The sequence below is a fragment of the Bradyrhizobium sp. NAS80.1 genome, from assembly GCF_001908205.1.
Taxonomy (GTDB): Bacteria; Pseudomonadota; Alphaproteobacteria; order Rhizobiales; family Xanthobacteraceae; genus Bradyrhizobium.
The window spans coordinates 15,010-37,190 of sequence record NZ_LGHL01000063.1 but is presented as its reverse complement, the minus strand read 5'-3'; the positions used below and the strand labels follow the sequence as shown (position 1 = coordinate 37,190).

The following is a 22,181-nucleotide window of genomic DNA, read 5'->3' as shown; positions in this document are numbered from 1 at the left end:
GGCCTTACGCCCGCGCGCCTGTGAACGGGAAGCTGCCCATCGGGCCGATGCCCATCTCGCCGCTGATGCTGTCGCCGGAGACTGTGCCGGTGAATTCGAGCGTGAGCGGCATCGGGTTGGTGATCGAGACTTTCCAGGAGACGTTGTCGCCGTTGACGGTGCCGTCGAAGATCTCGCCCGTATTGCCTTCGGCGCCCTGCGTGCCCGTCAGCGTGGAGCCGGAGCTCTTCAGGCTCAGCGTTGCCTGTCGCTCGCCCATCGGCGTCGTCATCGTCAGATTCCAGTTGCCGTCTGCAGCCATTCCCGTCTCCCAATCCTGTCCCGGCGAACCGCGTGGCTCGCGATCGCTCCAGAGCGGAGCGTATAACTCAACTTGCCCCGCCTGCCTAACGCTTTGGAAGCGGCGCTTAGGCGCGGGCGGCGGCCCGCAGGCGGCTGGTGATGACGACGCGGAAGATCAGATATTGCAGGACGAAGGCCGCGATCTTGGCGCCGACCGCAACGACGGAGACGTAGAAAGCCCACAATTTGAGATCGCCCGTCATGGCCACCGCGATCGTGCCGGCGCCGAGCGCGAACATCAGTGCGGCCCAGGCGTAGCCTGCAGCCGTGACGTATTCCGGAATGACCTCGGTCACGCGCGGCGGCATGTAGCGCAGCATCCAGCCACGCTTGAGCATGATCGCGCCGATCGCGAAATGCGCGATCGAGGGCTTTGCCAGCACGAAGCGCGGATCCTGGGTGAGAATGGTCGCCGTCCCCAGCACGATGACGAGCGCAAGGGAGGCATAGGTCATGTAGCCGAGCGACATGCCCCTGACGCGGGCATAGATCACCTGCGCGATCGCGCCCGTAATCGCCACCGAGGTCGCCAGGATGACGTTGTCGGTGACGACATAGACGATCAGGAAGACGATGGTGGAAAGGAAATCAGAGGCGAGGCGAGCGAATACGTTTTTCATCGTCTGTCCTGGTCAATGCGGGTGAGACAGTGCTTGCGAGGGTTGAGCGTGCTTCGTCCGGCAGTGCGCGGGGTACCATTTCGTGAAGTAGATCGCGCTATTGCGGGCGGCGAAAGCGACCGCGAGGCTGGACCAGAGCGGCAGGCCGGGGACGTACAGCAACACGAGGTTGGAGACCATCATGAGAAGCGCCGCTGCGGTCCATGCGGCCGTGATGATGTAGTTGGCCTGCAGGAAGCCGGGCATCGCGGCGATTTCCGCCGGCACGGATTCGATCCCATATTGCAGGGTGAACGGCCGGCGTAGCAGCAGCGAGCCGAGCGAGATGACGAAGACACCGACATCGACCGAGAGCTTGACGGCAAGCGTGCCCAGCTGGGGATCGAAGAAGAGGAGGGTGAGGCCAATCATGACGAACACGATCGCGGAGCCCGCGGCCAGAACCTTGACCGAGCGGCCGTATGCGATGTCGATCGCGATGGTTGCAAGGCAGGCCGCAGCCGCCGCAAACACGCTCGTGGTGGCCGAGGTCACCAGCATCAGGAAAGTGAAGATGCCGTAGGGCGCAAGGATCAGGAAGATCGTCATGGGTCGCCTCGGTCGGATCTTATCTTTACGATGTAAAGATTAGTAGCGGAAGCGCGGGAAGGGTTCAAGGGCAATCTTTACGCTGTCAAAATGATGTGAGGAGGCGCCTCCCCCGAGCGTCATTCCGGGGGAGGCGAAGCGTGAGCCCGGAATCCATTGTCCGGCATCACGTGCGGGTGAAATGGATTTCCGGGTTCGTCGCTGCGCTCCGCCCCATAATGACAGATGGAGGGCGCTACTGCGCCCCCACCCAATTGCCGTGAAAGCCATCGGGCACGCGGTGGCCGAGTTGCACCAGCGCGACCGGGCCGGCCTCGACATCGGTGGCGTTGAACACGGCGAGGTCGCTGCGGTTCTCGCGAGCGCGCCAGACCACCGCGAGCAGCCAGCCGTCACCTTCAGCCGCGTCCTTGCTCCGCTCGACGAACACCGGCTCGGAGATGGTGTCGCCGGCCGGCAGCAGATATTGGCCGAGGCGCTTTCCCGTACCGTCGACATGCACGACACCGGACAGCGCGCCGAACATCGGCAGCTTCGGATTGGCGCAGGCGTACCAGCCATGGCTGGTCTTCAGCCCGGCGCGACGGTCGTCGATGCGGGGGAACTCGCCAGGAATGTCGTCGAGATAGGTCTGCTGAAACCTGTCGGTATTGCCGTCGAGATCGAAGGTCCAGCGGCAGTGACGCGCGTAGGACTTCTCCGGATTGGTGGGCGAGCCGTCGGGATGCGGAAACAGCGGCGCTTCCTCGAACTGCATGACATCGGCGATGATGCGGTTGCCGTCCTCCCAGGCGTTCATGACGTGGAAGACGTAGCAGGTCTCGGCCCGGAACCAGATGATGTCCTTGGCTGTGCCTTTGCGCTTCATCACGCCGACATAGGCGCCTTTCTCCGGCTCCCAGGCGTAAGGCGGCTTGCCGCCCATTGCGCGCTCCATGCTGCCGGTGATGGGCAGGATCGGAAACAGCACGTGGTTCTCGGTGACGATGAAGTCGTGCACCATGCTGGCATAGGGCGCTTCGAAACGCTCGAAGCGCGTTGCCTTGCCGCTTGCGTCGATTGCGCCATAGGAGAGGGCGGGCGTCAGCGGGCCGTTTGCATTGTAGCCGAAGAACACCAGCTCGCCGGTGATCGGATCGACCTTCGGATGTGCAGTGAAGGGGCCGGCAATGCGGCTCTGGTAGTTGCAATAGCCGCGGGTTGCGAGCGTGCCCGGCTCGATCTCGGTCGGCAGATGCCCTTCTTCGAGCGCGAGCAGCTTGCCGGCGTGGAAGATGATGTTGGTGTTGGCGACGCCGCCGTCGGTCACGTGCGCCGGCGCGTCCGGCATCTTGCGGCCGAAGCCGCCGAACATCGCGCGGCCGGCATCGTGCTCGGCGAGCCATTTTGGCGTGCGGACCCAGCGGTTGCGGTAAGAGGCGCGGCCGTTCTCCAGATGGAAGGCGTGCAGCATGCCGTCGCCGACGAACCAATGGGCGCCGGGCGCGTCGAATTGCGGGTTGGGACCATTGCGATAGAGCGTGCCGTTGAGTTCGCGCGGCAGCTCGCCGACGATCTTGAGAAACGGCGCGTCGGCCTCGAACGGAATAGGCCCGCGATTGCTCAATGGCCGGCCGACTGCATCCTGCAGCATGACATCCTCCCTTATCTTTACATCGTAAAGATACGCTAGGGGCAGCCGCTGCGGCCGTCAAGCGAAATCTTTACACTGTCAAAATGACGTCATATAACGCTCCCATGGCCAAGACAGAGACAGCCCGCCGCTCCCGTCCCCGGAAAACGTCCTCATCGACTTCGACCGCACGGCCGCGGCCGGCGCGAGGCGTGGAAAGCGCAAAGGCGGAAACGCCCTATCACCACGGTGCCCTGCGCGAGGCGTTGCTGCTGGCGGCCGAGCGCGTACTGGAGCGTGACGGGCTCGCCGGCTTGACGCTTCGTGCGGTGGCGCGCGAGGCGGGGGGTGTCGCATGCCGCGCCGACCCATCATTTCGGTGATCTGACCGGCCTCGTAAGCGAGCTCGCTGCGATCGGCTTCCGCCAGTTCAACGCGGCGATGGGCTCGGCCTGCGATGCCGCCACGACGCCGCTGGAACGTGCACTGGCGCGGCCGAAGGCCTACGTCGCCTACGCCCAGGCTCATCCTGGCATGTACGGCATCATGTTCCGGACCGAGCGGCTCGACTATTCCAGGCCTTCGCTGCACGAAGCTGCCGAAGCCTCTTTTGCCGGGCTCGCCAACGCCATCGGCGCGATGCGGCAGGAGCAGATCCGCCGCGACACGATGACCCTCGAGCAGGCCGCGGCGATCGCACGCGCCTGGTCGATGGTGCACGGTTTCACCATGCTGCTGCTCGACGGCCGGCTCGAGGACATCCTGGAGCGGCTGCCGAAGGGCACGACGGCCGAGCAGCTTCTGGAAGCGATGCTGAAGTCGTCCGCGCCGGGAAAGCTGTCGCCGGCCTAGCGCCAAGGCCTAGCGCGAACGCCTAGTGCATCGTCGCCAGCTCGACGGCCCGGCCGCGCGTGCCGATGACCTTTACCTCGTCCTTGCCGCAAGTGAACTCGCGGGCGAATTCGTCCGCCGCCTTGCGCGCAAGCTCATTGGCGTTGGGGTTGGCGATCGCGTCGACATAGGCGACGTGGCAGATCGGTCCCGGCGGCAGCCGTGTCACGACGAGCATGGCCTTGGTGTTCGGGCGCCCGTGCTGGTCGGGATCGGCGCCATCGGCGATGTGCCAGCGCTGGATGATCGCAAACGGTTTGGTGCCCGCTGCGCGCCACTCGACGGTATTCTCGGATGAATTGAACGGGGCAAACCAGGCCTTTGCCGCAGGTTCCTCGGCTGCCGCCTTGCGATTGCGCCCGACCGAGACGACCTCGCGAAGATCGTCCTCGGCGATCAGCACCATGAGGCCGTCCTTGCCTGGGCATACCCGCGTGGTGCTCCCGTCGAGCTCGCTGGGTTTGCCGACAGGGCGGCAGTCCTTGGGTGCCGTCGAGGTGTAGGTGCTGCCTATGGATTGGGCGGCGGCACTCTCCAGGCCGCTCCAGATCAGCGACAAAACAAGGCACGAGGCCGCAATGCGGTTCATCATGAGACTCTATGAAGCTTTCATGTAACGGGAACTCTCTCATTCAGACGTCTTCATTGTGGGCAAGGTTCAAAGTGAGTCGCCAGATACCTGACAGCGGCGCGGAATCGTTCTAGAAGAGCGGCTTCGCTTGGGCCCATCGGCCTCGTTCGCGTCCTCGTTCCTTTGATCATGCCAGCCACCTCTTCGCAAAAACCCTATCGTGTCGGCCGCTCGAAAACCGGGCTCGGCCTCTTCGCCACCAAGCCGATCAAGAAGGGGACCCGGATCATCCGCTATTTCGGACCGATCCTGGACTCGCGGATTCCCGAGCACGACGCGATCGAGAACAAGTACCTGTTTGAGCTCAACGGCCGCTGGACCATCGACGGTTCGCTGCGCAAGAATCTCGCCCGCTACATCAATCATTCCTGCCGGCCCAACGCCGAGTCCGACGTCCGGCCGCGCGAGCGCAAGGTCTTCATCCGCGCCATCAAGAACATCGAGCCGGGTGACGAGATCAACTACGACTACGGCACCGACTATTTCAAAGCGTATCTGAAGCCGATCGGCTGCAAGTGCGCCTCCTGCGAGAACAAGCGCAAGAAGCTGCGCGCCGATGCGCGGGCCGAACGGTCCAAGGTGAAGGCGCGCACGGAGCGCAAGGCCAAGAAGGTGGGCGCGAAGGGCGCCAAAAAGAAGAAGCTGAACGGCAAGGCCCTCAACGGCAAGGCGGCAAGCGCTACCGCTCGCAAATCTGCCTGAGCTGACCTTCTAGCTACCAGGTCTGCGGGCCGACCCTGGCAAGGACGAGCCTTCGAAGGCGATCGACGAACGCTGGATGATCTCACCGGTCTTGTCGTCGATGACAACGCGGAAGCGCCGATGCCCGGACAGGAAGCTCAGGCGGTGCCGTCCGGCGTCGGCGCCGGTTCCCCGTTCGGCAAATCCGGTGATCCTGCCTGCGCGCATCTCCTCGCGGAGCGAGTTCGGGGAAATGCGCAGACCCTCGGCGACGATGTCTGCATCGATCTGAAAGGTGTCGTTCTCGAGCTGGACGGATTTCACGATTGCACCTTTTGCTTGCCAGACCGGATCATGCCGGTGCGGGGCTGCGCCTTGGCCTTGCGGGATAGGCACACTCTGCGAGCGTCGTGCCGTCGAGCTCACGCATGAAAGCTTCGCGCGCAGCCGCGAGTTTCGACTTCAACCGGCAGCGTGGGGTGAGCACGCAGGCGCCGCCATCATCGCGAAAGCACTCGACCAGCGAATGGGGGCCTTCCAGCGCGCGCACGACCTCGCCCAGTGTGATCGTTTCGGCGGGCCGGGCGAGGGTGAAGCCACCGCCTGCGCCGCGCTGGGTTGCAATGAAACCCAAGCCTGCGAGGTCGCGCACTACCTTGGCGAGGTGATTGCGGGAAATGCCGAATTCGGTGGCGATCTCGTTGGTCGCGAATGATCGCGTGGGCTCTCCCGCGAGACGCATAAGCGCGCGCAGCGCAAAATCCGTGAACGATGTCAGACGCATGAGATCCTCGGGAAGATTCGCTTGCAAATCCTCTATAGCGATATAAATAGGTATTTGAAATGCATATTTAAGGTAGCAGGTCGTGACGGGAGCGGAACGACGCGAGCAAATCACGGCGGAGATATCGGAACGGACCGGAATAACGGAAGCGATGATCGAGCGTCTGGTGCGCGCCTTCTATGCGAAGGTCCGCGAGGACGCCGTGCTGGCGCCGATCTTTGAAGCCCGCATTCACGACTGGGAACCGCATCTGCAGCAGATGTGTGCTTTCTGGTCCTCGGTCGCGCTGATGTCGGGCCGCTATCACGGAACGCCGATGGTCAAGCATATGCCGCTGCCGGTCGATGCCGGGCATTTCGACCGATGGCTCGCATTGTTCGAGGCGACGGCCCGCGAAATATGTCCGCCCGAAGCCGAGGCCCATTTCGTCGAACGGGCGCAGCGGATTGCGACAAGCCTCGAACTCGGCATCGCCACCGGGGCAGGCGTCTTCCTGGGGCGCGGCGAGAGGTTTCGACGACATCAGGTAGGAGATCACCAATGATCCATCGGACACATGCCGTGACGGGCAAGGACGCGGCCAACCCTTATTCCGGCAGCAGCCTCGTGCCGATGCTGATCGTCGGTTTGGTGCTCACGCTGGTTGGAATGATTGCCGCGGTTGTATTGAGCTGACGCAATGCCGCCCGGCTGGGCCGGGCGGTCACTTCTGACAAAAGAGGGTAGCGATCGTCGTTACGCGGTCACTGCGCTGCCGCTCTTGCGCAATCCCACATATTGCAGCTCCGCGAACACGCCGGTGGCGATCGCCTGCGCGACGACCATGAGCTCACCAAGAAGGTTCGGCGCCACCGCGCCCGAGAACAGCAGTGCGATGCTCGCGAGCGTCCATGCGGCGTTGCCGGCCACTACCAGCATGACCAGCATCTTCGGCACCGCGCTGCGCGAGGCCAGCCAGCCAACCAGCGCGGTGTAGGCGATCAGGAACAGGCCGGTCTCGCGCAACAGCGTCTCCGGCAGGTTGAAGAGCGCGGCAAACGCGCCGGCACCGAAGGTGAAACCCAGCGCCGCGATGCCGCTGAACACGGCATCGGCAAGCAGCGCGCGGCGCAGGAAGGTGGAGGCGTCAATCATCGTCATTCTCCTTGGTTGGACGTCAGGGGATCAGGACAGGGTGCGCCACCAGGCGCGGAGTAGGCGCCCGAGGCGGAACGGGCACAGGCTCCTGCCGACGCTGTGCTCGAACGTCACCACCTGCGCGATGACGTAGTCGCCGGTCGAGTGCACCAGCGGTTCCGGCATGTTGAGGCTGCGCGCCAGCATTCTGGCGCCGAACTTCAGGCTCCAGGGCAGAAGGTGGTCTGCGACGGTCCGGTAAAGCAGCAGCGCGATCATGGTCATCTCCTGTTGCGACCGAAGATGCGCGCGCCCAGGGCCCAATTCGATTACCTCGCGGGTAATGGAAGGCCTGAAATCCGCATGCTAGGTTTTCGACCATGAACGCACATGCATCCACCGCACAGGCCGAACGCAGCCAATCCGTCCATATCGGCGACCATTTGCGCGAATGGCGGCAGCGCCGCCGCATGAGCCAGCTTGATCTGGCGGGCGAGGCCGAGATCTCCGCGCGGCATCTGAGCTTCGTCGAGACCGGCCGCGCCGCGCCCTCGCGCGACATGGTGCTGAGGCTCGCCGAGCGTCTCGACGTGCCCTTGCGCGAACGTAACGTGCTGCTGGTCGCGGCCGGCTACGCGCCGGCCTTCCCGCAGCGCTCGCTGGAGGATCCCGCCTTGAAATCAGCCCGCCAGGCGATCGACCTCGTGCTTAGGGCGCATGAGCCCAACCCGGCGCTGGCCTATGACCGGCACTGGAATCTGGTCTCCGCCAACCGCATGGTGGCGCCGTTGCTCGAAGGCATTCCGCAGCGGCTGCTCGGCCAACCCTTCAACGTGCTGCGGCTCGCCTTCCATCCCGAGGCGCTGGCGCCGCGCACCGTCAACCTCGCCGAATGGTGCGGGCATCTCCTGGAGCGGCTGCACCGGCAATGCGAGGCAACCGCAGATCCCGAGCTGATCCAGCTCTACAATGATTTGAAGAGCTACCCGATCCCGGCGCGCTCGGCGCCGCTGTCGAGCGACAATGTCGCGATCCCGTTCAAGCTGCGCCACGAAGGGGAGATCCTCAGTTTCTTCTCCACCACCATGGTGTTCGGCACGCCGGTCGACATCACGTTGTCGGAGCTGGCTCTGGAGACGTTCTTCCCGGCCGACGAGCGCACCGCCGAGCGTCTCAGGCAGATGGCAGCAGCCATGACCTAGCGCCCTTGCCTCGGGATCCGTTCGGCTTATCTTTGGGCGAACCCTGCACCGCCCGAAGGAGGCGCCCATGACCACGTCTGACATGAGCACATTGAAGCCGCTCCAGATCGATGTCGTCTCCGACGTGGTGTGTCCCTGGTGCTATATCGGCAAGCACCGGATCGAGAGCGCGCTGGCGCTCGTCCCCGACGTTCCGGTCAAGCTCAATTTCCGCCCCTTCTTCCTCAATCCCTGGGTGCCGCGCGAGGGCATCAGCCGCGAGGACTACCTCACCACCAAGTTCGGCTCGGTCGAGGCCTATAAGGGCATCGCCGGCCGTGTGGTCGCGGCGGCCAGCGAGGAGGGCCTCGTTTATCGGCCCGAGCTGGTAGCTCGCCAGCCCAACACGATCGACTGCCACCGCCTGATTCTCTGGGCCGAGGCGATCGGCAAGGCGCCCGAAATGAAGCAGCGCCTGATGGAGCTGTACTTCCGCGACGGCGGCGATCTCACCGACGTGAATGTGCTGGTGCAGGCGGCGGCCGATGTCGGCCTCGACGCCGAGGACGTGCGCAAGCGCCTTGCCACCGACGAGGACGTTGCGCGCGTTTCGGCCGACGCACAGGAGGCCGCCGAGAAGGGCATCTCCGGCGTGCCGACTTACGTGTTCGCGCAGAAATACGCCGTCTCCGGCGCGCAGGATCCGAACCTGCTCGCGCGCGCCATCCGCCAGGTCTCAGCGGAGATCAACGCGCAGGCGGCGGAGTAGCTTGCGCTTTTTTGCGCAACAGGCGGACCACGCGCCGCGCGGCCTCGTGCGCGCCGTTGAGGCCAACCAATGCTGCGTGAATCAAGGTCACAACCGGATCGTTCCGCCGCAGCGGGATCAACACGTCACCGATTGCAAGGCGTTCCCGCCAGATCGGATTGATCATGGGGTGATCGGCGCTCGCCGTGGAATCTGCGCTGGCGATGGCCGGATCGGCGCAGAGATGACGGGTGAGTTCGAGTGTGAGCTGCACGCCCGGCGAATATTTTGCAAAGCGTTCGTCGATGCCAAGCTTGAAGAAAAAGGCGCGATCCTGATGGCGCAGCACGATGCCGGCGGCCAGCGGTGTCGAGCCGGCGCGCAAGGTGACGATCTCGCATTGTGCGGTTTCTGCCAGAGCCGGGACGGCGCGACGGATGAAGGTCGCATCGCCAGCATGCTGGATCAGCGCGGTGCCGCGCTTGCCCTTCCAGCCGCTGGCTTCGAGCTGCAGGAATGTTTCGAGCGCCGGCCTGATTTCGTCCGGTCTGTGTGCGACCTCGAACACGACAGGGCCGTGCTCCTCAAGACGATGGCGCTGCCGGCGCAGTTCCTTGAGTTTCTTGGCGCCGAGCGCGTCGCGCAACAGCATTTCGCCGTCTTGCTTCGCATCGAGGCTGGCGCGGGTGTAGGAGCTGAGGGTTCGCGGCTTCAGGCCGTCGCGATTCAGGACCTGCTTGAGCGAGTTCATCGCCGCGCCGTCCAGCGCGACGTCATTCAGCACGAGGGCGTGCGCGCCGGCTTCGCGCGCCTGCTGCAACAGACGCGTCGCTGCGTCGATCGGGGCGTCGCGGTCGATCAAAGGGCTGCACAGCGTGCCGTAGGGATGCGCGCTCACCAGCGCGGGCAGGGGGATCTTCCAGGCGCGCCAGAGCGAGATCACCGGCATCAGCCCGATCAGTCGCGACGAAGGTCCGCCGAATGCGCGAAGCGCCGAGGCATCAGTGCGGCCGCGCGCGGTTGCGCTGACGGCGAGCTCCCAGCCCGGCAGGTAATATCCGTTTGGCTCGACCGCGCGCTGCGCGAGCGCACGCCATTGGCCGGGGTCGATCGCCGTAAGCGGGACGAGTGCGCGCGCCGCTGCGGCCCCCTTTTTAGATGCCGGATTGATCGCTGCCTGGTGCGCGATGTCGACCACGTCCCGTCGTCCCCGTTCACGCAGGCAAAAGCCAGCGTTACGCCGTCATGCTTAGCGCAAAGATTGGAAAATACAGTTGGGACGACGCTTCAATTCGAGCGGTATTGTTAATGTCTCATTGACCATCCGCCCGATGAGGCTTCGCTGGATGCGCTCGCTATTGGTCACCCGGCACGAAATGGTCGCGGGAGAGGCATTCCCCGCGTTTGCACCAACCGGTCCTATTCCGATGCGCAGAAGAGGCGGTACAGTGTCTGCAGCACCGCCCGCACTTCCCGGCTCGCAAGGCTGTAATATATCGTCTGCCCCTCGCGCCGGGTCTTGACCAGGCTCAAAGCGCGCATCTTCCCGAGATGCTGGGATAGTGCCGCCGAGGACAGACCGGCGATGTCGGCGAGTTCGCCGACTGATCTCTCGCTGTCCAGCATGTTGCAGAGAACCATGAGCCGCTTTGGATTGCCCATGGCGGTGAGGAGGCGGGAGACCTCTTCGGCCTTCTCCTCCAGAGCGATCAATTCCTGATTTCGGGGCTTGCGTGTCATGGCTGTTCTATATATTAGTATATTCGAAAATAAGAAACAATGGAAATGAGAGGTATCCGGCGCTGCGCTTTGCGAGCGCCTTCGATCCGGAGGACTACAATGACTGTCACGCCCTTCACGCCGATTGCTTCGCTGCTGGGTGGTGCGCTGATCGGCCTTTCGGCCGTGCTCCTGATGTGGGCGACGGGACGGATCGCCGGCGTCAGCGGCATCGCGGCGCGGCTGTTTCCGCCTTATGAGGACGGTGAATTAGCCGGCCGGCTTGCCTTTGTCGTGGGCCTCGTCGCCGCACCCGTGCTGGTCCGGCTCGCCACCGGAGGTCTGCCGGAGCAGACGATTGCGGCGGGAGTGCCGGTCCTGATCGTCGCCGGACTGCTCACGGGCTTCGGTTCGGTGTGGGGCAGTGGCTGCACGTCCGGCCATGGCGTCTGTGGCCTGTCGCGGCTTTCCGTACGCTCGCTGGTCGCGACCGTCACCTTCATGGCGGCGGGCATGGCCACCGTCTTCGTGATGCGGCACTGGAGCTGACGGTCATGGCGATCCTCGTTCAATTCGCGATCGGGCTGATCTTTGGTCTCGGCCTCATCGTCTCCGGCATGTCGAATCCGGCGAAAGTGCTGAACTTCCTGGATGTCGGGGGGATTCCCGCAGGGACCTGGGATGCGAGCCTTGCTTTCGTGATGGCCGGCGCAATCGCTGTCACCTTCTTCGGGTTTAAGCGAGTCTTGAGGCTTGCGCGGCCGTTCTTCTCGGCTCGCTTCTACGTTCCGACACGAACGGATATCGATCCCAGAGTCGTCGCTGGTCCCGCCATCTTCGGCATCGGCTGGGGAATGGCAGGCTTTTGCCCGGGGCCGGCGCTGACCGCGCTTGGATTCGGTTCGACGTCCGCCTTTATCTTCGTTGCCGCGATGTGTGCCGGCATGGTGCTCGCCCGCTTCGTTTCTCACCTGCCGTCGTTGACGCGTTTCGTCACGCCGGCCGACCCGCTCGAAACCTGAGTAACCGCAGAGAGTCAGTCATGGACAAGAATTATCCCGAGATCACCAGGCAAATCTCCGCCAACATGAAGAAGCTTCGCAACGATATTCCCGATACGATGAAGGGATTTGCCATGCTCGCGCAGGCCGCCACGCGTGACGGCGCGCTTGACAAGAAGACCAAGGAGCTGATGGCGCTTGCACTCGGCGTTGCCGCGCATTGCGACGGCTGCATCGGCTTTCACGCCGAAGCGCTCGTCAAGCTCGGTGCAACGCGCCAGGAGGTCGAGGAGACGCTCGGCATGGCCGTCTACATGGGCGGCGGTCCGTCGCTGATGTATGCAGCGGATGCGATTGCGGCTTACGAGCAGTTTCAGCAGCAAGCGGTCGCCGCCTGACGCCGATTCGCCGGCGAAGTCATGAGGACAGGACCGGGCGAGCTGTCTTGTCCGGTCCCTAGATCGGCTCGTAGCTGTCCGACCCGCAGATGTCGTCGGATTCGGCACGACGGCGATCGATCACCTTTCCGCCGTTGATCGTCACGATGTAGGTCTGCAGGCCGAGCGCGGTGCCGGTGGCGGAGGTGAGCTGCGCTCGGACGCAGGCGGTCCAGCCCGGTCCCCGCACCTCGCGATGGGGTGCGGCGACGCGGACCTCGCGCGGATAGGACGTGTTGAGGAAGACGACGTCGATCTGCTCGCGCACCACGCGCTTGACGTCGGGGGGCGGTTCGGGCGGTGGCTGCTCGGCTTCCTTCATGCGCATAAATTCCGGCACCGGCGCGCGGCTGTCGGCAAAGCCGCAAGCACCGAGCGTAAGCGCGCTGGCGAGCAACGCTACATGAGCAACAATCCGCAACATTCCTGAAGGTCCCCCCCCCCCGCAGGCCAACAGATAGGCGCGAATGCGCCACGGTGAAGTCCCCGCCGATCAACATTTGCTGAAGCCGGGGAGCCCGCGGCATTTGCTATTACGGGATTGCAGGCTAGTTTGTACCCCCTGACGAGGGGATTGCACCCATGAGGATTTTGGTCATAGCGGCCGCGGTGCTGGCACTGACTGCTGCCTCAGCGCAAGCGCAGATGGGTGGCGGCAGGCGCCATCCTAACGAGGGCGGTCAGAAGGCGGACAATAAGCCCAAAGTCGACGACAAGGCTTACAAGGCCGCACTCGAGCGCATTCCCGAGCCGAAGGAGAAGTATGACCCGTGGAGCGGGGCCCGTCCGGCTGAACCTGCCAAGAAGCCGAAATAAGCGAGGCGGGTGTGGTGATCCGCCTGTGCCATTTGGCTCTGATCGCACTCCTCTTGCTGTTGCCGCGGCCATGCATGGCCTGGGAGAGTTGGGGCGGCGATGCCGGCGGTTCGCGCTTCTCGGCGCTCCGAGAGATCACGCCTGATAATGTCGGCAATCTCGTTCAGGCGTTTGAATTCCATACCGGTGATCTCACGGCGCGCCCGCCTGAGGCGATGCGGCGAACAAAATTCGAGGCGACGCCGCTGTTCGTCGAGGACAGCCTGATCTTCTGCTCGCCCTTCAACGAGGTGATTGCGCTCGATCCCGGCACGGGTGTGCAGAAGTGGCGCTTCGATCCGAAGATCGCCACCAATCAACGTCCCGCTAATCGCTACGTCTGCCGTGGCGTGACCTACTGGATCGATGATGAGGCGCCAGCAAATGCCGCCTGTCGATCGCGCATCTTCATGGGCACGAACGATGTCCGCCTGATCGCGCTCGATGCGAAGACGGGAATTCCCTGTGCGGGTTTCGGCAATGGCGGCGAGATCAGGCTTGATATTGGTATGGCGTTGGAATGGCCCGGCGAATTCCAGATCACCTCGCCACCGGCCGTCGGCCGCGGTGTCGTCGTGGTCGGCTCCTCGATCGGCGACAACCGCCGCGTCGACGCGCCGAGCGGCGTGGTGCGTGCATTCGATGCGCGCACCGGTCAAGCGCGCTGGACGTTCGAGCCGCTCAAGCGCGACGGCATCGAAGCCGGCCACGCCAATGTCTGGGCGCCGATGTCGGTCGACGCGGCGCGTGGACTAATCTTCCTGCCGACATCTTCGCCGTCGCCGGACTTTTGGGGCGGCAAGCGGCCGGGCAATAACGAGCACGCCAATTCGGTGGTCGCCCTGCGCATCGAAACCGGCGAGCTCGTGTGGGCGTTCCAGACCGTGCACCACGATGTCTGGGATTACGATCTGCCCGCGCAGCCGACGCTCGCGCGCCTCGATACCGGTGACGGTCAGCGCGACGTCGTGATCCAGCCGACCAAGCACGGTTTTGTCTTTGTGCTTGATCGCGACACTGGCAAGCCGGTGTGGCCCGTCGAGGAGCGCGCTGTACCGCAGGGTGGCGCGGAAGGTGAAAAGTTGTCGCCGACGCAGCCGTTCCCGACGCATGTGCCGGCGCTGACATCGCAAAAAATCTCGACCGAGAACGCACTCTCGCTGCTACCCGGCCTGAGCCGCTCAGCTTGCGAGCGCCAGTTCGCGGAGGCCCGCAACGAGGGGCTGTTCACGCCGCCCTCAGTGCAAGGTACGCTGGAGTTTCCGTTCACCGGCGGTGGGGTGAACTGGGGCAGCGCGGCCTTCGATCCGGTCAACCAGATCCTCTACGCCAACACCAGCCGCGCCGTTCATCTGATCAAGCTGATCCCGCGCGCGGCGGCCACCGGATTCAATCCGCCGCCTGGTCACGATTTCGGCCAGCAGCGCGGCGCGCCGTTCGCGATGTCGCGTGCGGTCGTGATGTCGCCGCTTGGACTGCTCTGCAACAAGCCGCCCTGGGGCGAGATGGTCGCGGTCGATCTGAAGGCTGGCAAGATTCTCTGGCGTTCGACCGTCGGCACCACCGAGGATCTTGCGCCGCTCGGTGTGCCGCTGCCCTGGGGGGCGCCGCTCGTCAACGGGCTCGCGGTCACCGCAGGCGGTCTCGTCTTCACCGGCGCAATGGATGCCTACCTGCGCGCCTTCGATGCGCGAAGCGGCAGAGAGCTGTGGCAGGGGCGACTGCCCGTGCCCGGCGTCGCCAATCCCATGACCTATCTCTGGAAGGGCGAGCAATATGTCGCAATCGGCGCTGGTGGCCATTCCGAGGCAGGCACCTCGATCGGCGACAGCGTCGTTGCATTCCGTCTGGCGCGGCCGGGCGAGGCGCCGTCACTGTGGTCGCACACGATCGATCGTCCCGGTGGACGATTCTTTGCGGCGTCGTCGGCGATCGTACTCGCGATCATCGCGCTCGTGGTCGCAAGCCTGCGCTGGCGTCGCAGTCGTCGTATCAAGCAATCATAAACGTGTTGTGCATGCGATGCGAACAGTCGTTCACATCGTGCGCGCTATTGCACGAAAGCGAGGCCGACGCGCTTGTCATTGCGCCAGACCGTGCGACAGTTCCGCACGAAATTGTCGCGCGCGATCGAGAGCGTGAACGATTTCGGTAACGTGACCGGGTTTTCGAGGTCGATCGCGGCGCCGCTTGCCGACATGTTTCGTACCGTGCACGCAATGCCGCAGTCTTCAAAGGTGATCGTTCCACCCTTGAAAACACGGTGACGCTGCGCGGTGCGCTTTTCGATCATCCACGTTGATCCATAATGACGATTGTAAAGTAGTGCATAGAAATTACGTTGAACTAAACTCAATACTGTCGTCACTTGCACAGCGCTTCAGACTTCGTTTACGACGTTGGAGCGGTGAGTCACTCCGCCGAGTTTCCCCACAAGCCTTTCCTTTATTGCGTTACGCGCCGATGGAGATATTGATGAAGACCACGATTTCGCTTCTGTTCGCTGCAGTGCTCTCGCTGTCGTCCATGCCCGCCCACGCCGTCAAGTGGGACCTCTCGACCATGAGCTGCAAGCAGTTCCTCGAAGCGGCGAAGACAACATCCAGGTCGTGCTGACCTGGATGGACGGCTGGTACAACGGCGACGAGGACAACGCGATCATCGACACCGACGTGTTCATCGAGAACGCCAAGAAGTTCGGTGCCTATTGCGGAAAGAATCCGAATGTCAGCATCGTCACCGCAGCTGACGAAGTGCTCGGCAGGTAACTTCCGAGGTGAGGCGAGGCAAGCGTGATGGCATCGCGCTTTGGCCTCTTGCCTCGCCGTGATCGTCATCGAGAGCCTCGGTGCGCGTTGCGCTCACGCGGCTCTCTTCTTTTCGGATGATGCTCAGCTTTTCGGATGATGCTCAGCCCGGCAGCATCGCGAACGCGCTCGACACCATCGCGACCGGTTTGTTGTCGGTGGCGGAGAGCAGCGTGACGCGGCCAAAGCTCATGGTGCGTCCAAGCCGCACCACGCGCGCGTCGGCGAGCACATCCGACGAGGAGACCGCGCGCATGAAATGCGTGGTCTGGTCCACCGTCGTCATCGGACGATAGCCGCGGTTGGCGGCGAGGTTCGCGATCACCATCGCGGTGTCGGCAAGCGCCATCAGCGCCTGGCCGCAGACCACGCCGCCGTTGCGGCACAGGCGCTCCGAGAATGGCATGCGGAGCAGCGCGCCGGGTTGCCAGTCTGGCGTATCCGCTGGCTGCGCGTGCTCGATGCGCTCGACCGCGAGGTTGAGATCCTGGACCCAGGGCGCAAAGACCTCGCCGAGTATGCGTCTGGCCTCAGTGATGCCGAACTCGGCTTCTGGCTGCGATGGCATTGCTGTCGTTTCCTCCTTTGTTGCCGCATGTTTCGGCCATATGCGCGGATCGGCGCGGCAAAGTCACCCGGTCTTGCGCAGGTCCCGTCGGCTTGAAAATGCCTGACTTCGCCCGGTATGATACCGCGCTTGGGAGCAGGTGGACGATGTTGCGTCGGTATGTCCTCATGTTTTGGCTGGTCGCGCTCGGCCTCGCGCTGAACGGGTGCACCCGGTGCGGCCCGATCTGGGACGACTGGCTGAACGCACCGAAATCGTGCAGATCGGACCGGCTCTAGCGAGACATGCGGCCCGGAGCGGGCCGTTGACAGGGATGACAAGGCGCGGTTGATCTGCCCCTAATGGATGATCAAGGAGTGAATGATGAAGCTTTTCCGTATGGCGGCGGTGCTGACCGTGCTGGCGGGACCGGCCTATGCGCAAATGCCCAATATCAATCTGCTGCAGGAAGGTCCGAGCAAGACCCCGGAAGAAAGGGCCGCAGATGCCGAGCGTGACAAGGCCTACAAGGAAACGCTGAAGAAGATTCCGGACTCCAAGGCGTCCAACGATCCCTGGGGCGGCATGCGCTCAGATCCGCCGAAGCAGGCTGCGCCGAAGGCGTCGGCCGCAACCAGCGCGACGAAGAAGAAGGCCGGCACGACCGCCAACTGATCGTGTCGCCCGGTCGGGCGTGGCGATGTGCCTCCGGCCAGGACTCCTCTTTGCCCGGTCCGCTTCCTATATCCTCAAACGCGAGTTGCGTAGAGGAGGCAAGAGATGGCCGATCGTCCGCGGGATCTCGCCGAGCGGATGGCGCGCCGGCGCAAGATGGGCGGCAAGCCGGGCGAAAGCCGCGGCGACGGCTATCTGCGCGAGACCTTCACTTTGCCGCGCCTGGCGGCGCGGGCGAGGGCTCAGGCCTTCTTCGCCCGCTATCCCAAGGCCGGCTATATGAGCGCGGTCGAGACTTGGCGCGAACTGCCCGGCGGCGACATCGAATTTACCATGCGGCGCCTGCCCAGCGCGGACTAGGGCTGAGCTTCGCCAGGGCTGCGTACAATGGGCGCCGTGACGCCGCCGATCTCAGTCCGCTTGCCCGATGGCTTTCAGCTCACGATCGATGCGCAGCTGCACGCGCCGGATCGCCAGCAGGTCGATCTTCGTCTCGGTCTTGCCCGTCTTGACCTGCTCACCGATGCGGAACTGCCACTGCCAGATTCCCGGAATCGCCGTCTCGGCAACGGTGAACTCTACGCCCCTGTGATTCATGGTCGCCTCCCACGATTCACCTTCCCTGACTGCGAACATGTTGGGCGTTTTAGTATTCCGGGGACAAGTAAAATCTTTCGGTCAGCCTTGGACAGTTCGCGGAAATCCCGAAAGCGCGCGTACGCCGAAATAAACGAAATCGGAATCCGAAAGACACCGCCCTCGAAGCGGCGCGAGAACATCGCGCGGTGCGGTTGAGGAACCTTGTTCAGGGGGCGGAGAATCACGCGCAGTGCGGTTCCAGCGCGCATCGTGGATCCGCAACAGCGCCGCCGGACATTCGAAGCGCATGTTCTAATCTTTTCCACTTTTGCGTGCTGCCCATCTATGCTCTGTTGATGCTCTGCTGGCGCAGGAGGGGGCCTCGAGCGCGACGCCGGCGAAGAGGAAGGCGTGAACTTTCTAAGAGATCTTGTGTTGCGCTGGAGCGCGCGGAATTTCTCGCTCGCTTGTCCGCGTTGCCAGCACCCCGCGTCTTCCCTGACGTTCAGGCATGCGCGCTTCATGCTCGGTGATGAGAAGCTCGTCTGCGAGCAGTGCGGCGAGACCAGCGTCGTCACCTTCTGGCGCTTCGAGGGACTGTCATGCCCGTCCGATCGCGCCGAGGCGAGGCGGCGCGAGCCGCTGCACCACTCGCGCCACTGATTCGCGCCGGCGATGCAGATCGAGCGGGATGGTGTCACAGCTTGTCTTCATGCGAGCGACGGCACGTGCTTGCTTGGCGTGACGACGGCAAGTAACAAGGGCGCGTCATGCTTGGCATTCCCCGCCGCTACAGTCATTTCGTCTTCGGCATCATCCAGTCCGGACTGACCTCGCTGATCGCGGCGGGGATCGCCAGCTTTCCCGCAGGCAGCGCGATGGTTTTTCTCGAGCACTGGATGGTGTCGTGGCTGATCGCATGGGCCGCGATGCTGCCGATCGTGCTGCTCGCGGCGCCCGCGATTCGCGCCTTCTCGCTGCGGCTGACGCAGGAGGAGAGGGGCTCTTGAACAGGCCGGGAGGCATGAAAAAACCCCGCCTGGACAGAGCCAGACGGGGTGGAAGGTTATTGGAGGCTGAGGTGCTGGGCTGCAACACCATAGCCAAGCAACCCTAGACGGCTCAGCTTACGGCAGCCTGACAAATCCAGGAATCGGACGGGTCCGTCCGCGCCCACAAACAGAAAACCCCGCTCGGGGCAGAGAGGGGTTCTCAACTGGGTATGGAGGCCCGGTGCTGGTTCACCGGGCACAGCGACGTTGGGAGAGTCGGCTTACGGGCGTCTGACGGCAGCTGCGGTTTCAGCTCTCCGAGGGGCCGCACACTGGCCCCGCACCTGTCCCAATTTCGACATCCGATCGCACAACTGAGGACACACCGGCAGGCGAGATTTCATCCGTTCGGTGCAGCCATGGGGGAAACGTGGCGCGCCGGCAACGGGGTGGCATCATGGACAACGTAGAGCGGTCATTCGCCGCCGCGACGGTGGCTGGCTTCGTGGTGCTGGTGATCGGCATCATCCTGCTGGCGCTGCTGTAGGGCAGACAACGATTGCCCCGCAGCGACTGCCGCCGACGATCGACGATGAGATCCTGAGCGGGGGCCTGAGCCAGGCTTGCACGAGGCGCCCGGCCGGTCGCCGCCACGTCCTTTCGACGAAAAATCGAAAAACAACCCCATGCAAAGTAGGACCTCGGCCGGTTTCGCACTCGCGGCCGGCGACCAGCACCGCCGATTCAGTATTATGATACCGTGAGGAGCTCGCGAGAATCCTTGAAGGAGGGCCCGACGGAGGTGGGGCCGGTGCGGCTCCGCCTGGTCTAGCGAGCCGCGGAAGCTGTCGCTGCGCCTAATGCACCTTGAGCGCGTTCAGGGGAAGATGGAGTTCGGCGGCGCGCTCCTCGCGGTCTTTCTTCCGGAACTCGTTTTCCTTCCGCTCGAACTTCACCATCTCCTCCTGCGCCGCCTCCAGCAGGAGATTACGCCTATCGGGATGCGTGTTTTCCGTCATGAAAGAAGCCCCGTTGTAGCAGTGTCGATCCCAAGTAATGCCGGACACCGCAGAAAGGTTCGGTGCCGCAGGATTGCGGAATTATGGCGGCGCTCCGCTTGCGCGTCTTTGTTGCGCGTCAGCTTCGGTGGATGAGGAGGGGAACTTGGTGAGCTGCAAATGCACGCAGCGAAAAAGGGGCGCCACTGATGCGGCTTCGTCCGCGCGTAATTTGGGGGCTGCGCTCCGGCGCACGTAGTGAAGGACGGTGCGGCCTCACATTTTGCGGAGGGCAGCAGCATGAGCTGCTCGCATGCTATCGTGCTGTGCCACATCGGAGATGGCCATGGGCTATTGGCTGCTCGTCATCATCACGACGGGATCGATACCGCTCGCGCGCGCGATGGCGCGCGAGCGCAACAGGTCGTCGAGGAGGTGGCTTTGGGTCGCCGTTGCCGTCGGACCCCTGGCGCCTTTGGCGCTGCTCATTCTGGGCGACGCGAAGCGCCCGGCTCAAGCCAATTGAGGCAGCTCTATAGAAGCATCGAGACAATGGCGAGCAGGCCGATACAGGCCAGCGTCCACGCCAGAGATTGCACCATCCACGGCCGCACGCGCGCCCCCGCTCGGGTTTCCTGCCCCTTCGCAGACTGGGTCCGAACGGCGCGTGCGATTTGAGATAGATCAATGGGTAAGGATCAGCGCCGAGATGGCGGCGACGGTGAAGACACCGGCCGCAATGGCAACCACGCGTACAAGAAGCTCATGCGCCATGCCCGAAACTTAACTTAAGTTAGGGCCGCAAGCCTATGCAGTTTCTGCCACTTCCGATTATGGAAAATGCGGATTTTCGAACTGCGTTTGAAATTAGAGAGGCCGCCCTGGTGGCACGGTTTGCCCGACATCTGGGAGGCCCGGCTATGGCAGCAGTCGTGCAGCCTGGGTTTCTTCGTGGTCGTCGCACCAGCCTTGTTGCGCTTCGTGGCGGTGCCGTCTGCAAGCTGAGATCAGTCTTCAAGCAACAATCCAGCGCTCAATTCAAATTGGGATAGCGCAAAACGAGCTCAGGGCAGTGGGGTCAAATCTGGACAGTCCTCACATCTGAGCACTGCCCTCATTCTCCTCTGCGGGCACATGGGAAAGGCCCCAGCGTCGCTTGCAATGCGCCGGGGCTCTATTCCCATTCCCCGCCAGTCCGCGCACGGTATAGGACCGGCTCGTCAGCTTACGATTTTGAGAAAAAGTAGCAAGCTCCTGATCAGGACACTTGCAATTTGAAATTAGGACAGCGTTACGCACAGTAGTTATCCGGAATCGCTCCGGTCTCTTGTTGCATCTAACGTGTCTGTTGCCGGGGCTGGCATTTCATCCCGAACAAGATTGCAACCGGCAAGGGGGCCGCCGCGAGGTGGCCCCCTTTCGATTACATACAGCATGCGCAGGGAGGATTTAGGACACTCTAGATCCGCTTGACGATCTCGGATGCCAAGTTGTCGAACCCGGTGCGCACTCTCGGATTCGACTTGGGACACTGTTAGAACCCGCAATCTGCGAAGCTCTTGCGAGCCAAACGGTAGTGCGATCCGACTTCTACGAAGTCGACATCAAGGCACTTACGGCCTTGGCGAAAATCGCGGGCAAGCCCTTCGCAGTGCAGATACTCGATATTGATGCGCCAGCATCGCTCCTGCGGATTGTAGGTCGCGAAATCATGCTGCGCGCTGGCTGGTCCCTTGCAAAGTCCAGCAATGTATTGTCGGACCTCTGGTGGCAGGTATTACTGCGCGTGGATCGGCTTGGAACGGGAATAGGGGCCCCGGCGTATGCAAGCGACGCTGGGGCCTTTCCTGTCCTGATGCGCGGGCCGCCCCTTAGGCACCGAAGCAAAAACGCCGCCCGCTTAAATGCATCGCGGGCGGCGGCTTTCCAGCCCCGGGAGGGTGTGACGCAAAACCCCGGTGAGGATTATCTTGCACAAGTTGTGCCAAAGTTTTGTGTCGCGTAACGGGACACCCGCAGAGGGGAAATAGGATACTTGTCCAGGAAGCCATAACGCACCCGGAAGAGTTCATCGAGGTTGGGATGTCAAAACGGAAGAGGCCGCCAACTGAGGCGGCCTTACGGAAGGCGAAGCCGCTTGATGGCTAGCTTGGCGATCTCCATCGGATCGCGAATGGTGCTCGCGCCGACGTCGATGATCTGCCGCGCGATTGTTTCTATGAGGGGGTCGGGGGCATTGCGGTCGCACAAGTTCAGCGAGCGCAAAGCCTGGTCAAAGGCTCGGGTCAGAATATCGATTTCATCCGCCGCTAACATGCTGCTCTTGAGCAGCCGCCTGATCGGCATAATGTGCCGCCTAGCTGTTGCAGGCGGGAGC

At 63.3% G+C, this 22,181-nt stretch carries 32 protein-coding genes and 2 pseudogenes; 17 read left to right on the top strand and 17 right to left on the bottom strand.

The genetic code is table 11. The features are described from left to right. Nucleotides 1–4: 4 nt before the first annotated feature. The 4 genes from AC629_RS16030 to AC629_RS16015 form a co-directional block, all read right to left on the bottom strand. A complete protein-coding gene (locus tag AC629_RS16030) occupies nucleotides 5–301 on the bottom strand; it encodes a hypothetical protein (RefSeq protein ID WP_084805745.1) in 297 nt (98 codons plus the stop codon). A gap of 106 nt (nucleotides 302–407) precedes the next feature. Continuing rightward, nucleotides 408–962, bottom strand: a complete 555-nt coding sequence (locus tag AC629_RS16025) for an inner membrane-spanning protein YciB (protein ID WP_084805743.1) — start codon at nucleotides 960–962, stop codon at nucleotides 408–410. Nucleotides 963–974: 12 nt separating this feature from the next. Then, the gene (locus AC629_RS16020; protein WP_084805741.1) at nucleotides 975–1,550 is read right to left on the bottom strand and encodes a hypothetical protein; all 576 of its coding nucleotides are present in this window, start codon (nucleotides 1,548–1,550) and stop codon (nucleotides 975–977) included. Between the two features lie 235 nt (nucleotides 1,551–1,785). After that, complete coding sequence (locus AC629_RS16015; RefSeq protein WP_084805738.1) at nucleotides 1,786–3,183, bottom strand: carotenoid oxygenase family protein; 1,398 nt, start codon at nucleotides 3,181–3,183, stop codon at nucleotides 1,786–1,788. Between the two features lie 104 nt (nucleotides 3,184–3,287). Here AC629_RS16015 and AC629_RS16010 point away from each other — a divergent pair. Next, nucleotides 3,288–4,014: pseudogene (locus AC629_RS16010) on the top strand (TetR/AcrR family transcriptional regulator). 22 nt (nucleotides 4,015–4,036) lie between these two features. Here the strand turns inward: AC629_RS16010 and AC629_RS16005 are convergent. Beyond that, a complete protein-coding gene (locus tag AC629_RS16005) occupies nucleotides 4,037–4,642 on the bottom strand; it encodes a hypothetical protein (RefSeq protein WP_084805780.1) in 606 nt (201 codons plus the stop codon). Nucleotides 4,643–4,813: 171 nt separating this feature from the next. Between AC629_RS16005 and AC629_RS16000 the strand changes: the two genes are divergently transcribed. Further along, entirely contained in the window at nucleotides 4,814–5,386 is a 573-nt protein-coding gene (locus AC629_RS16000; RefSeq protein WP_084805778.1) for an SET domain-containing protein, read from the top strand. 9 nt (nucleotides 5,387–5,395) lie between these two features. Here AC629_RS16000 and AC629_RS15995 read toward each other — a convergent pair whose 3' ends face one another. Both AC629_RS15995 and AC629_RS15990 read right to left on the bottom strand, forming a co-directional pair. After that, the gene (locus AC629_RS15995) at nucleotides 5,396–5,689 is read right to left on the bottom strand and encodes a DUF6522 family protein (RefSeq protein WP_084805736.1); all 294 of its coding nucleotides are present in this window, start codon (nucleotides 5,687–5,689) and stop codon (nucleotides 5,396–5,398) included. A gap of 28 nt (nucleotides 5,690–5,717) precedes the next feature. Next, a complete protein-coding gene (locus AC629_RS15990; protein WP_084805775.1) occupies nucleotides 5,718–6,149 on the bottom strand; it encodes an RrF2 family transcriptional regulator in 432 nt (143 codons plus the stop codon). A gap of 82 nt (nucleotides 6,150–6,231) precedes the next feature. On the opposite strand from AC629_RS15990, the gene AC629_RS15985 reads away from it, so the two are divergent. Then, nucleotides 6,232–6,693 carry a group III truncated hemoglobin gene (locus AC629_RS15985; protein WP_245331882.1) on the top strand — a complete coding sequence of 154 codons (462 nt, stop codon included), beginning with the start codon at nucleotides 6,232–6,234 and terminating at the stop codon, nucleotides 6,691–6,693. Beyond that, the gene (locus AC629_RS49865; protein WP_283846751.1) at nucleotides 6,690–6,824 is read left to right on the top strand and encodes a hypothetical protein; all 135 of its coding nucleotides are present in this window, start codon (nucleotides 6,690–6,692) and stop codon (nucleotides 6,822–6,824) included. The genes AC629_RS15985 and AC629_RS49865 overlap by 4 nt, the downstream gene beginning before the upstream one ends. A gap of 60 nt (nucleotides 6,825–6,884) precedes the next feature. On the opposite strand, the gene AC629_RS15980 is transcribed toward AC629_RS49865, so the two are convergent. Next, entirely contained in the window at nucleotides 6,885–7,283 is a 399-nt protein-coding gene (locus AC629_RS15980; protein ID WP_084805773.1) for a hypothetical protein, read from the bottom strand. 30 nt (nucleotides 7,284–7,313) lie between these two features. Beyond that, nucleotides 7,314–7,544: a hypothetical protein gene (locus AC629_RS15975; RefSeq protein ID WP_210419055.1), complete on the bottom strand. Its 231-nt coding sequence runs from the start codon at nucleotides 7,542–7,544 to the stop codon at nucleotides 7,314–7,316. 101 nt (nucleotides 7,545–7,645) lie between these two features. Here AC629_RS15975 and AC629_RS15970 point away from each other — a divergent pair, with 101 nt between their 5' ends. Then, nucleotides 7,646–8,467 (top strand): helix-turn-helix domain-containing protein, encoded by an 822-nt coding sequence (locus AC629_RS15970; RefSeq protein WP_084805729.1) that lies wholly within the window; start codon nucleotides 7,646–7,648, stop codon nucleotides 8,465–8,467. Between the two features lie 82 nt (nucleotides 8,468–8,549). Beyond that, on the top strand, nucleotides 8,550–9,215 hold the full coding sequence (locus AC629_RS15965; RefSeq protein WP_084805769.1) for a DsbA family oxidoreductase: 666 nt from the start codon (nucleotides 8,550–8,552) through the stop codon (nucleotides 9,213–9,215). On the opposite strand, the gene AC629_RS15960 is transcribed toward AC629_RS15965, so the two are convergent. Together AC629_RS15960 and AC629_RS15955 are read right to left on the bottom strand one after the other, a co-directional pair. After that, nucleotides 9,193–10,392, bottom strand: a complete 1,200-nt coding sequence (locus AC629_RS15960) for a GNAT family N-acetyltransferase (protein ID WP_084805727.1) — start codon at nucleotides 10,390–10,392, stop codon at nucleotides 9,193–9,195. The two genes, AC629_RS15965 and AC629_RS15960, sit on opposite strands and share 23 nt — an antisense overlap. A 221-nt stretch (nucleotides 10,393–10,613) precedes the next feature. Beyond that, complete coding sequence (locus AC629_RS15955) at nucleotides 10,614–10,934, bottom strand: ArsR/SmtB family transcription factor (protein WP_084805725.1); 321 nt, start codon at nucleotides 10,932–10,934, stop codon at nucleotides 10,614–10,616. Between the two features lie 99 nt (nucleotides 10,935–11,033). Between AC629_RS15955 and AC629_RS15950 the strand changes: the two genes are divergently transcribed. The 3 genes from AC629_RS15950 to AC629_RS15940 are packed head-to-tail and all read left to right on the top strand — an operon-like array spanning nucleotide 11,034 to nucleotide 12,312. After that, the gene (locus AC629_RS15950) at nucleotides 11,034–11,462 is read left to right on the top strand and encodes a YeeE/YedE family protein (RefSeq protein ID WP_084805723.1); all 429 of its coding nucleotides are present in this window, start codon (nucleotides 11,034–11,036) and stop codon (nucleotides 11,460–11,462) included. A gap of 5 nt (nucleotides 11,463–11,467) precedes the next feature. Further along, entirely contained in the window at nucleotides 11,468–11,935 is a 468-nt protein-coding gene (locus AC629_RS15945) for a DUF6691 family protein (RefSeq protein WP_084805721.1), read from the top strand. A 20-nt stretch (nucleotides 11,936–11,955) separates the two neighbouring features. Continuing rightward, nucleotides 11,956–12,312, top strand: coding sequence for a carboxymuconolactone decarboxylase family protein (locus AC629_RS15940; RefSeq protein ID WP_084805719.1), 357 nt, complete (start codon nucleotides 11,956–11,958; stop codon nucleotides 12,310–12,312). A gap of 58 nt (nucleotides 12,313–12,370) precedes the next feature. Here AC629_RS15940 and AC629_RS15935 read toward each other — a convergent pair whose 3' ends face one another. Next, nucleotides 12,371–12,775, bottom strand: coding sequence for a hypothetical protein (locus tag AC629_RS15935; protein ID WP_084805717.1), 405 nt, complete (start codon nucleotides 12,773–12,775; stop codon nucleotides 12,371–12,373). Nucleotides 12,776–12,933: 158 nt separating this feature from the next. Between AC629_RS15935 and AC629_RS15930 the strand changes: the two genes are divergently transcribed. Together AC629_RS15930 and AC629_RS15925 are read left to right on the top strand one after the other, a co-directional pair. Next, nucleotides 12,934–13,167, top strand: a complete 234-nt coding sequence (locus AC629_RS15930; protein WP_084805715.1) for a hypothetical protein — start codon at nucleotides 12,934–12,936, stop codon at nucleotides 13,165–13,167. A gap of 74 nt (nucleotides 13,168–13,241) precedes the next feature. Continuing rightward, entirely contained in the window at nucleotides 13,242–15,212 is a 1,971-nt protein-coding gene (locus AC629_RS15925) for a pyrroloquinoline quinone-dependent dehydrogenase (RefSeq protein WP_084805714.1), read from the top strand. A 44-nt stretch (nucleotides 15,213–15,256) separates the two neighbouring features. Here AC629_RS15925 and AC629_RS15920 read toward each other — a convergent pair whose 3' ends face one another. Further along, a complete protein-coding gene (locus tag AC629_RS15920) occupies nucleotides 15,257–15,499 on the bottom strand; it encodes a PilZ domain-containing protein (RefSeq protein ID WP_084805712.1) in 243 nt (80 codons plus the stop codon). A 182-nt stretch (nucleotides 15,500–15,681) separates the two neighbouring features. On the opposite strand from AC629_RS15920, the pseudogene AC629_RS15915 reads away from it, so the two are divergent. Further along, nucleotides 15,682–15,974 (top strand): annotated as a pseudogene (locus AC629_RS15915) (HdeA family protein). A 142-nt stretch (nucleotides 15,975–16,116) separates the two neighbouring features. Here AC629_RS15915 and AC629_RS15910 read toward each other — a convergent pair. Then, entirely contained in the window at nucleotides 16,117–16,581 is a 465-nt protein-coding gene (locus tag AC629_RS15910; RefSeq protein WP_084805710.1) for a PaaI family thioesterase, read from the bottom strand. A gap of 363 nt (nucleotides 16,582–16,944) precedes the next feature. On the opposite strand from AC629_RS15910, the gene AC629_RS15900 reads away from it, so the two are divergent. Together AC629_RS15900 and AC629_RS15895 are read left to right on the top strand one after the other, a co-directional pair. Further along, entirely contained in the window at nucleotides 16,945–17,235 is a 291-nt protein-coding gene (locus tag AC629_RS15900) for a hypothetical protein (protein WP_084805766.1), read from the top strand. Nucleotides 17,236–17,340: 105 nt separating this feature from the next. Next, nucleotides 17,341–17,595 carry a hypothetical protein gene (locus tag AC629_RS15895; protein ID WP_084805708.1) on the top strand — a complete coding sequence of 85 codons (255 nt, stop codon included), beginning with the start codon at nucleotides 17,341–17,343 and terminating at the stop codon, nucleotides 17,593–17,595. A gap of 51 nt (nucleotides 17,596–17,646) precedes the next feature. Here AC629_RS15895 and AC629_RS15890 read toward each other — a convergent pair whose 3' ends face one another. Beyond that, nucleotides 17,647–17,832 carry a hypothetical protein gene (locus AC629_RS15890; protein ID WP_074117895.1) on the bottom strand — a complete coding sequence of 62 codons (186 nt, stop codon included), beginning with the start codon at nucleotides 17,830–17,832 and terminating at the stop codon, nucleotides 17,647–17,649. 393 nt (nucleotides 17,833–18,225) lie between these two features. Between AC629_RS15890 and AC629_RS46845 the strand changes: the two genes are divergently transcribed. Together AC629_RS46845 and AC629_RS15885 are read left to right on the top strand one after the other, a co-directional pair. Further along, nucleotides 18,226–18,477, top strand: coding sequence for a hypothetical protein (locus AC629_RS46845; RefSeq protein WP_168195499.1), 252 nt, complete (start codon nucleotides 18,226–18,228; stop codon nucleotides 18,475–18,477). A 107-nt stretch (nucleotides 18,478–18,584) separates the two neighbouring features. Next, entirely contained in the window at nucleotides 18,585–18,824 is a 240-nt protein-coding gene (locus AC629_RS15885) for a DUF2798 domain-containing protein (RefSeq protein WP_084805707.1), read from the top strand. A gap of 839 nt (nucleotides 18,825–19,663) precedes the next feature. Here AC629_RS15885 and AC629_RS45320 read toward each other — a convergent pair. Continuing rightward, on the bottom strand, nucleotides 19,664–19,825 hold the full coding sequence (locus tag AC629_RS45320) for a hypothetical protein (RefSeq protein WP_143197881.1): 162 nt from the start codon (nucleotides 19,823–19,825) through the stop codon (nucleotides 19,664–19,666). 325 nt (nucleotides 19,826–20,150) lie between these two features. Between AC629_RS45320 and AC629_RS15880 the strand changes: the two genes are divergently transcribed. After that, nucleotides 20,151–20,330 (top strand): hypothetical protein, encoded by a 180-nt coding sequence (locus tag AC629_RS15880; protein WP_143199166.1) that lies wholly within the window; start codon nucleotides 20,151–20,153, stop codon nucleotides 20,328–20,330. A gap of 1,592 nt (nucleotides 20,331–21,922) precedes the next feature. Here AC629_RS15880 and AC629_RS15870 read toward each other — a convergent pair. Beyond that, complete coding sequence (locus AC629_RS15870) at nucleotides 21,923–22,150, bottom strand: hypothetical protein (RefSeq protein ID WP_084805701.1); 228 nt, start codon at nucleotides 22,148–22,150, stop codon at nucleotides 21,923–21,925. Between the last annotated feature and the right edge of the window lie 31 nt (nucleotides 22,151–22,181).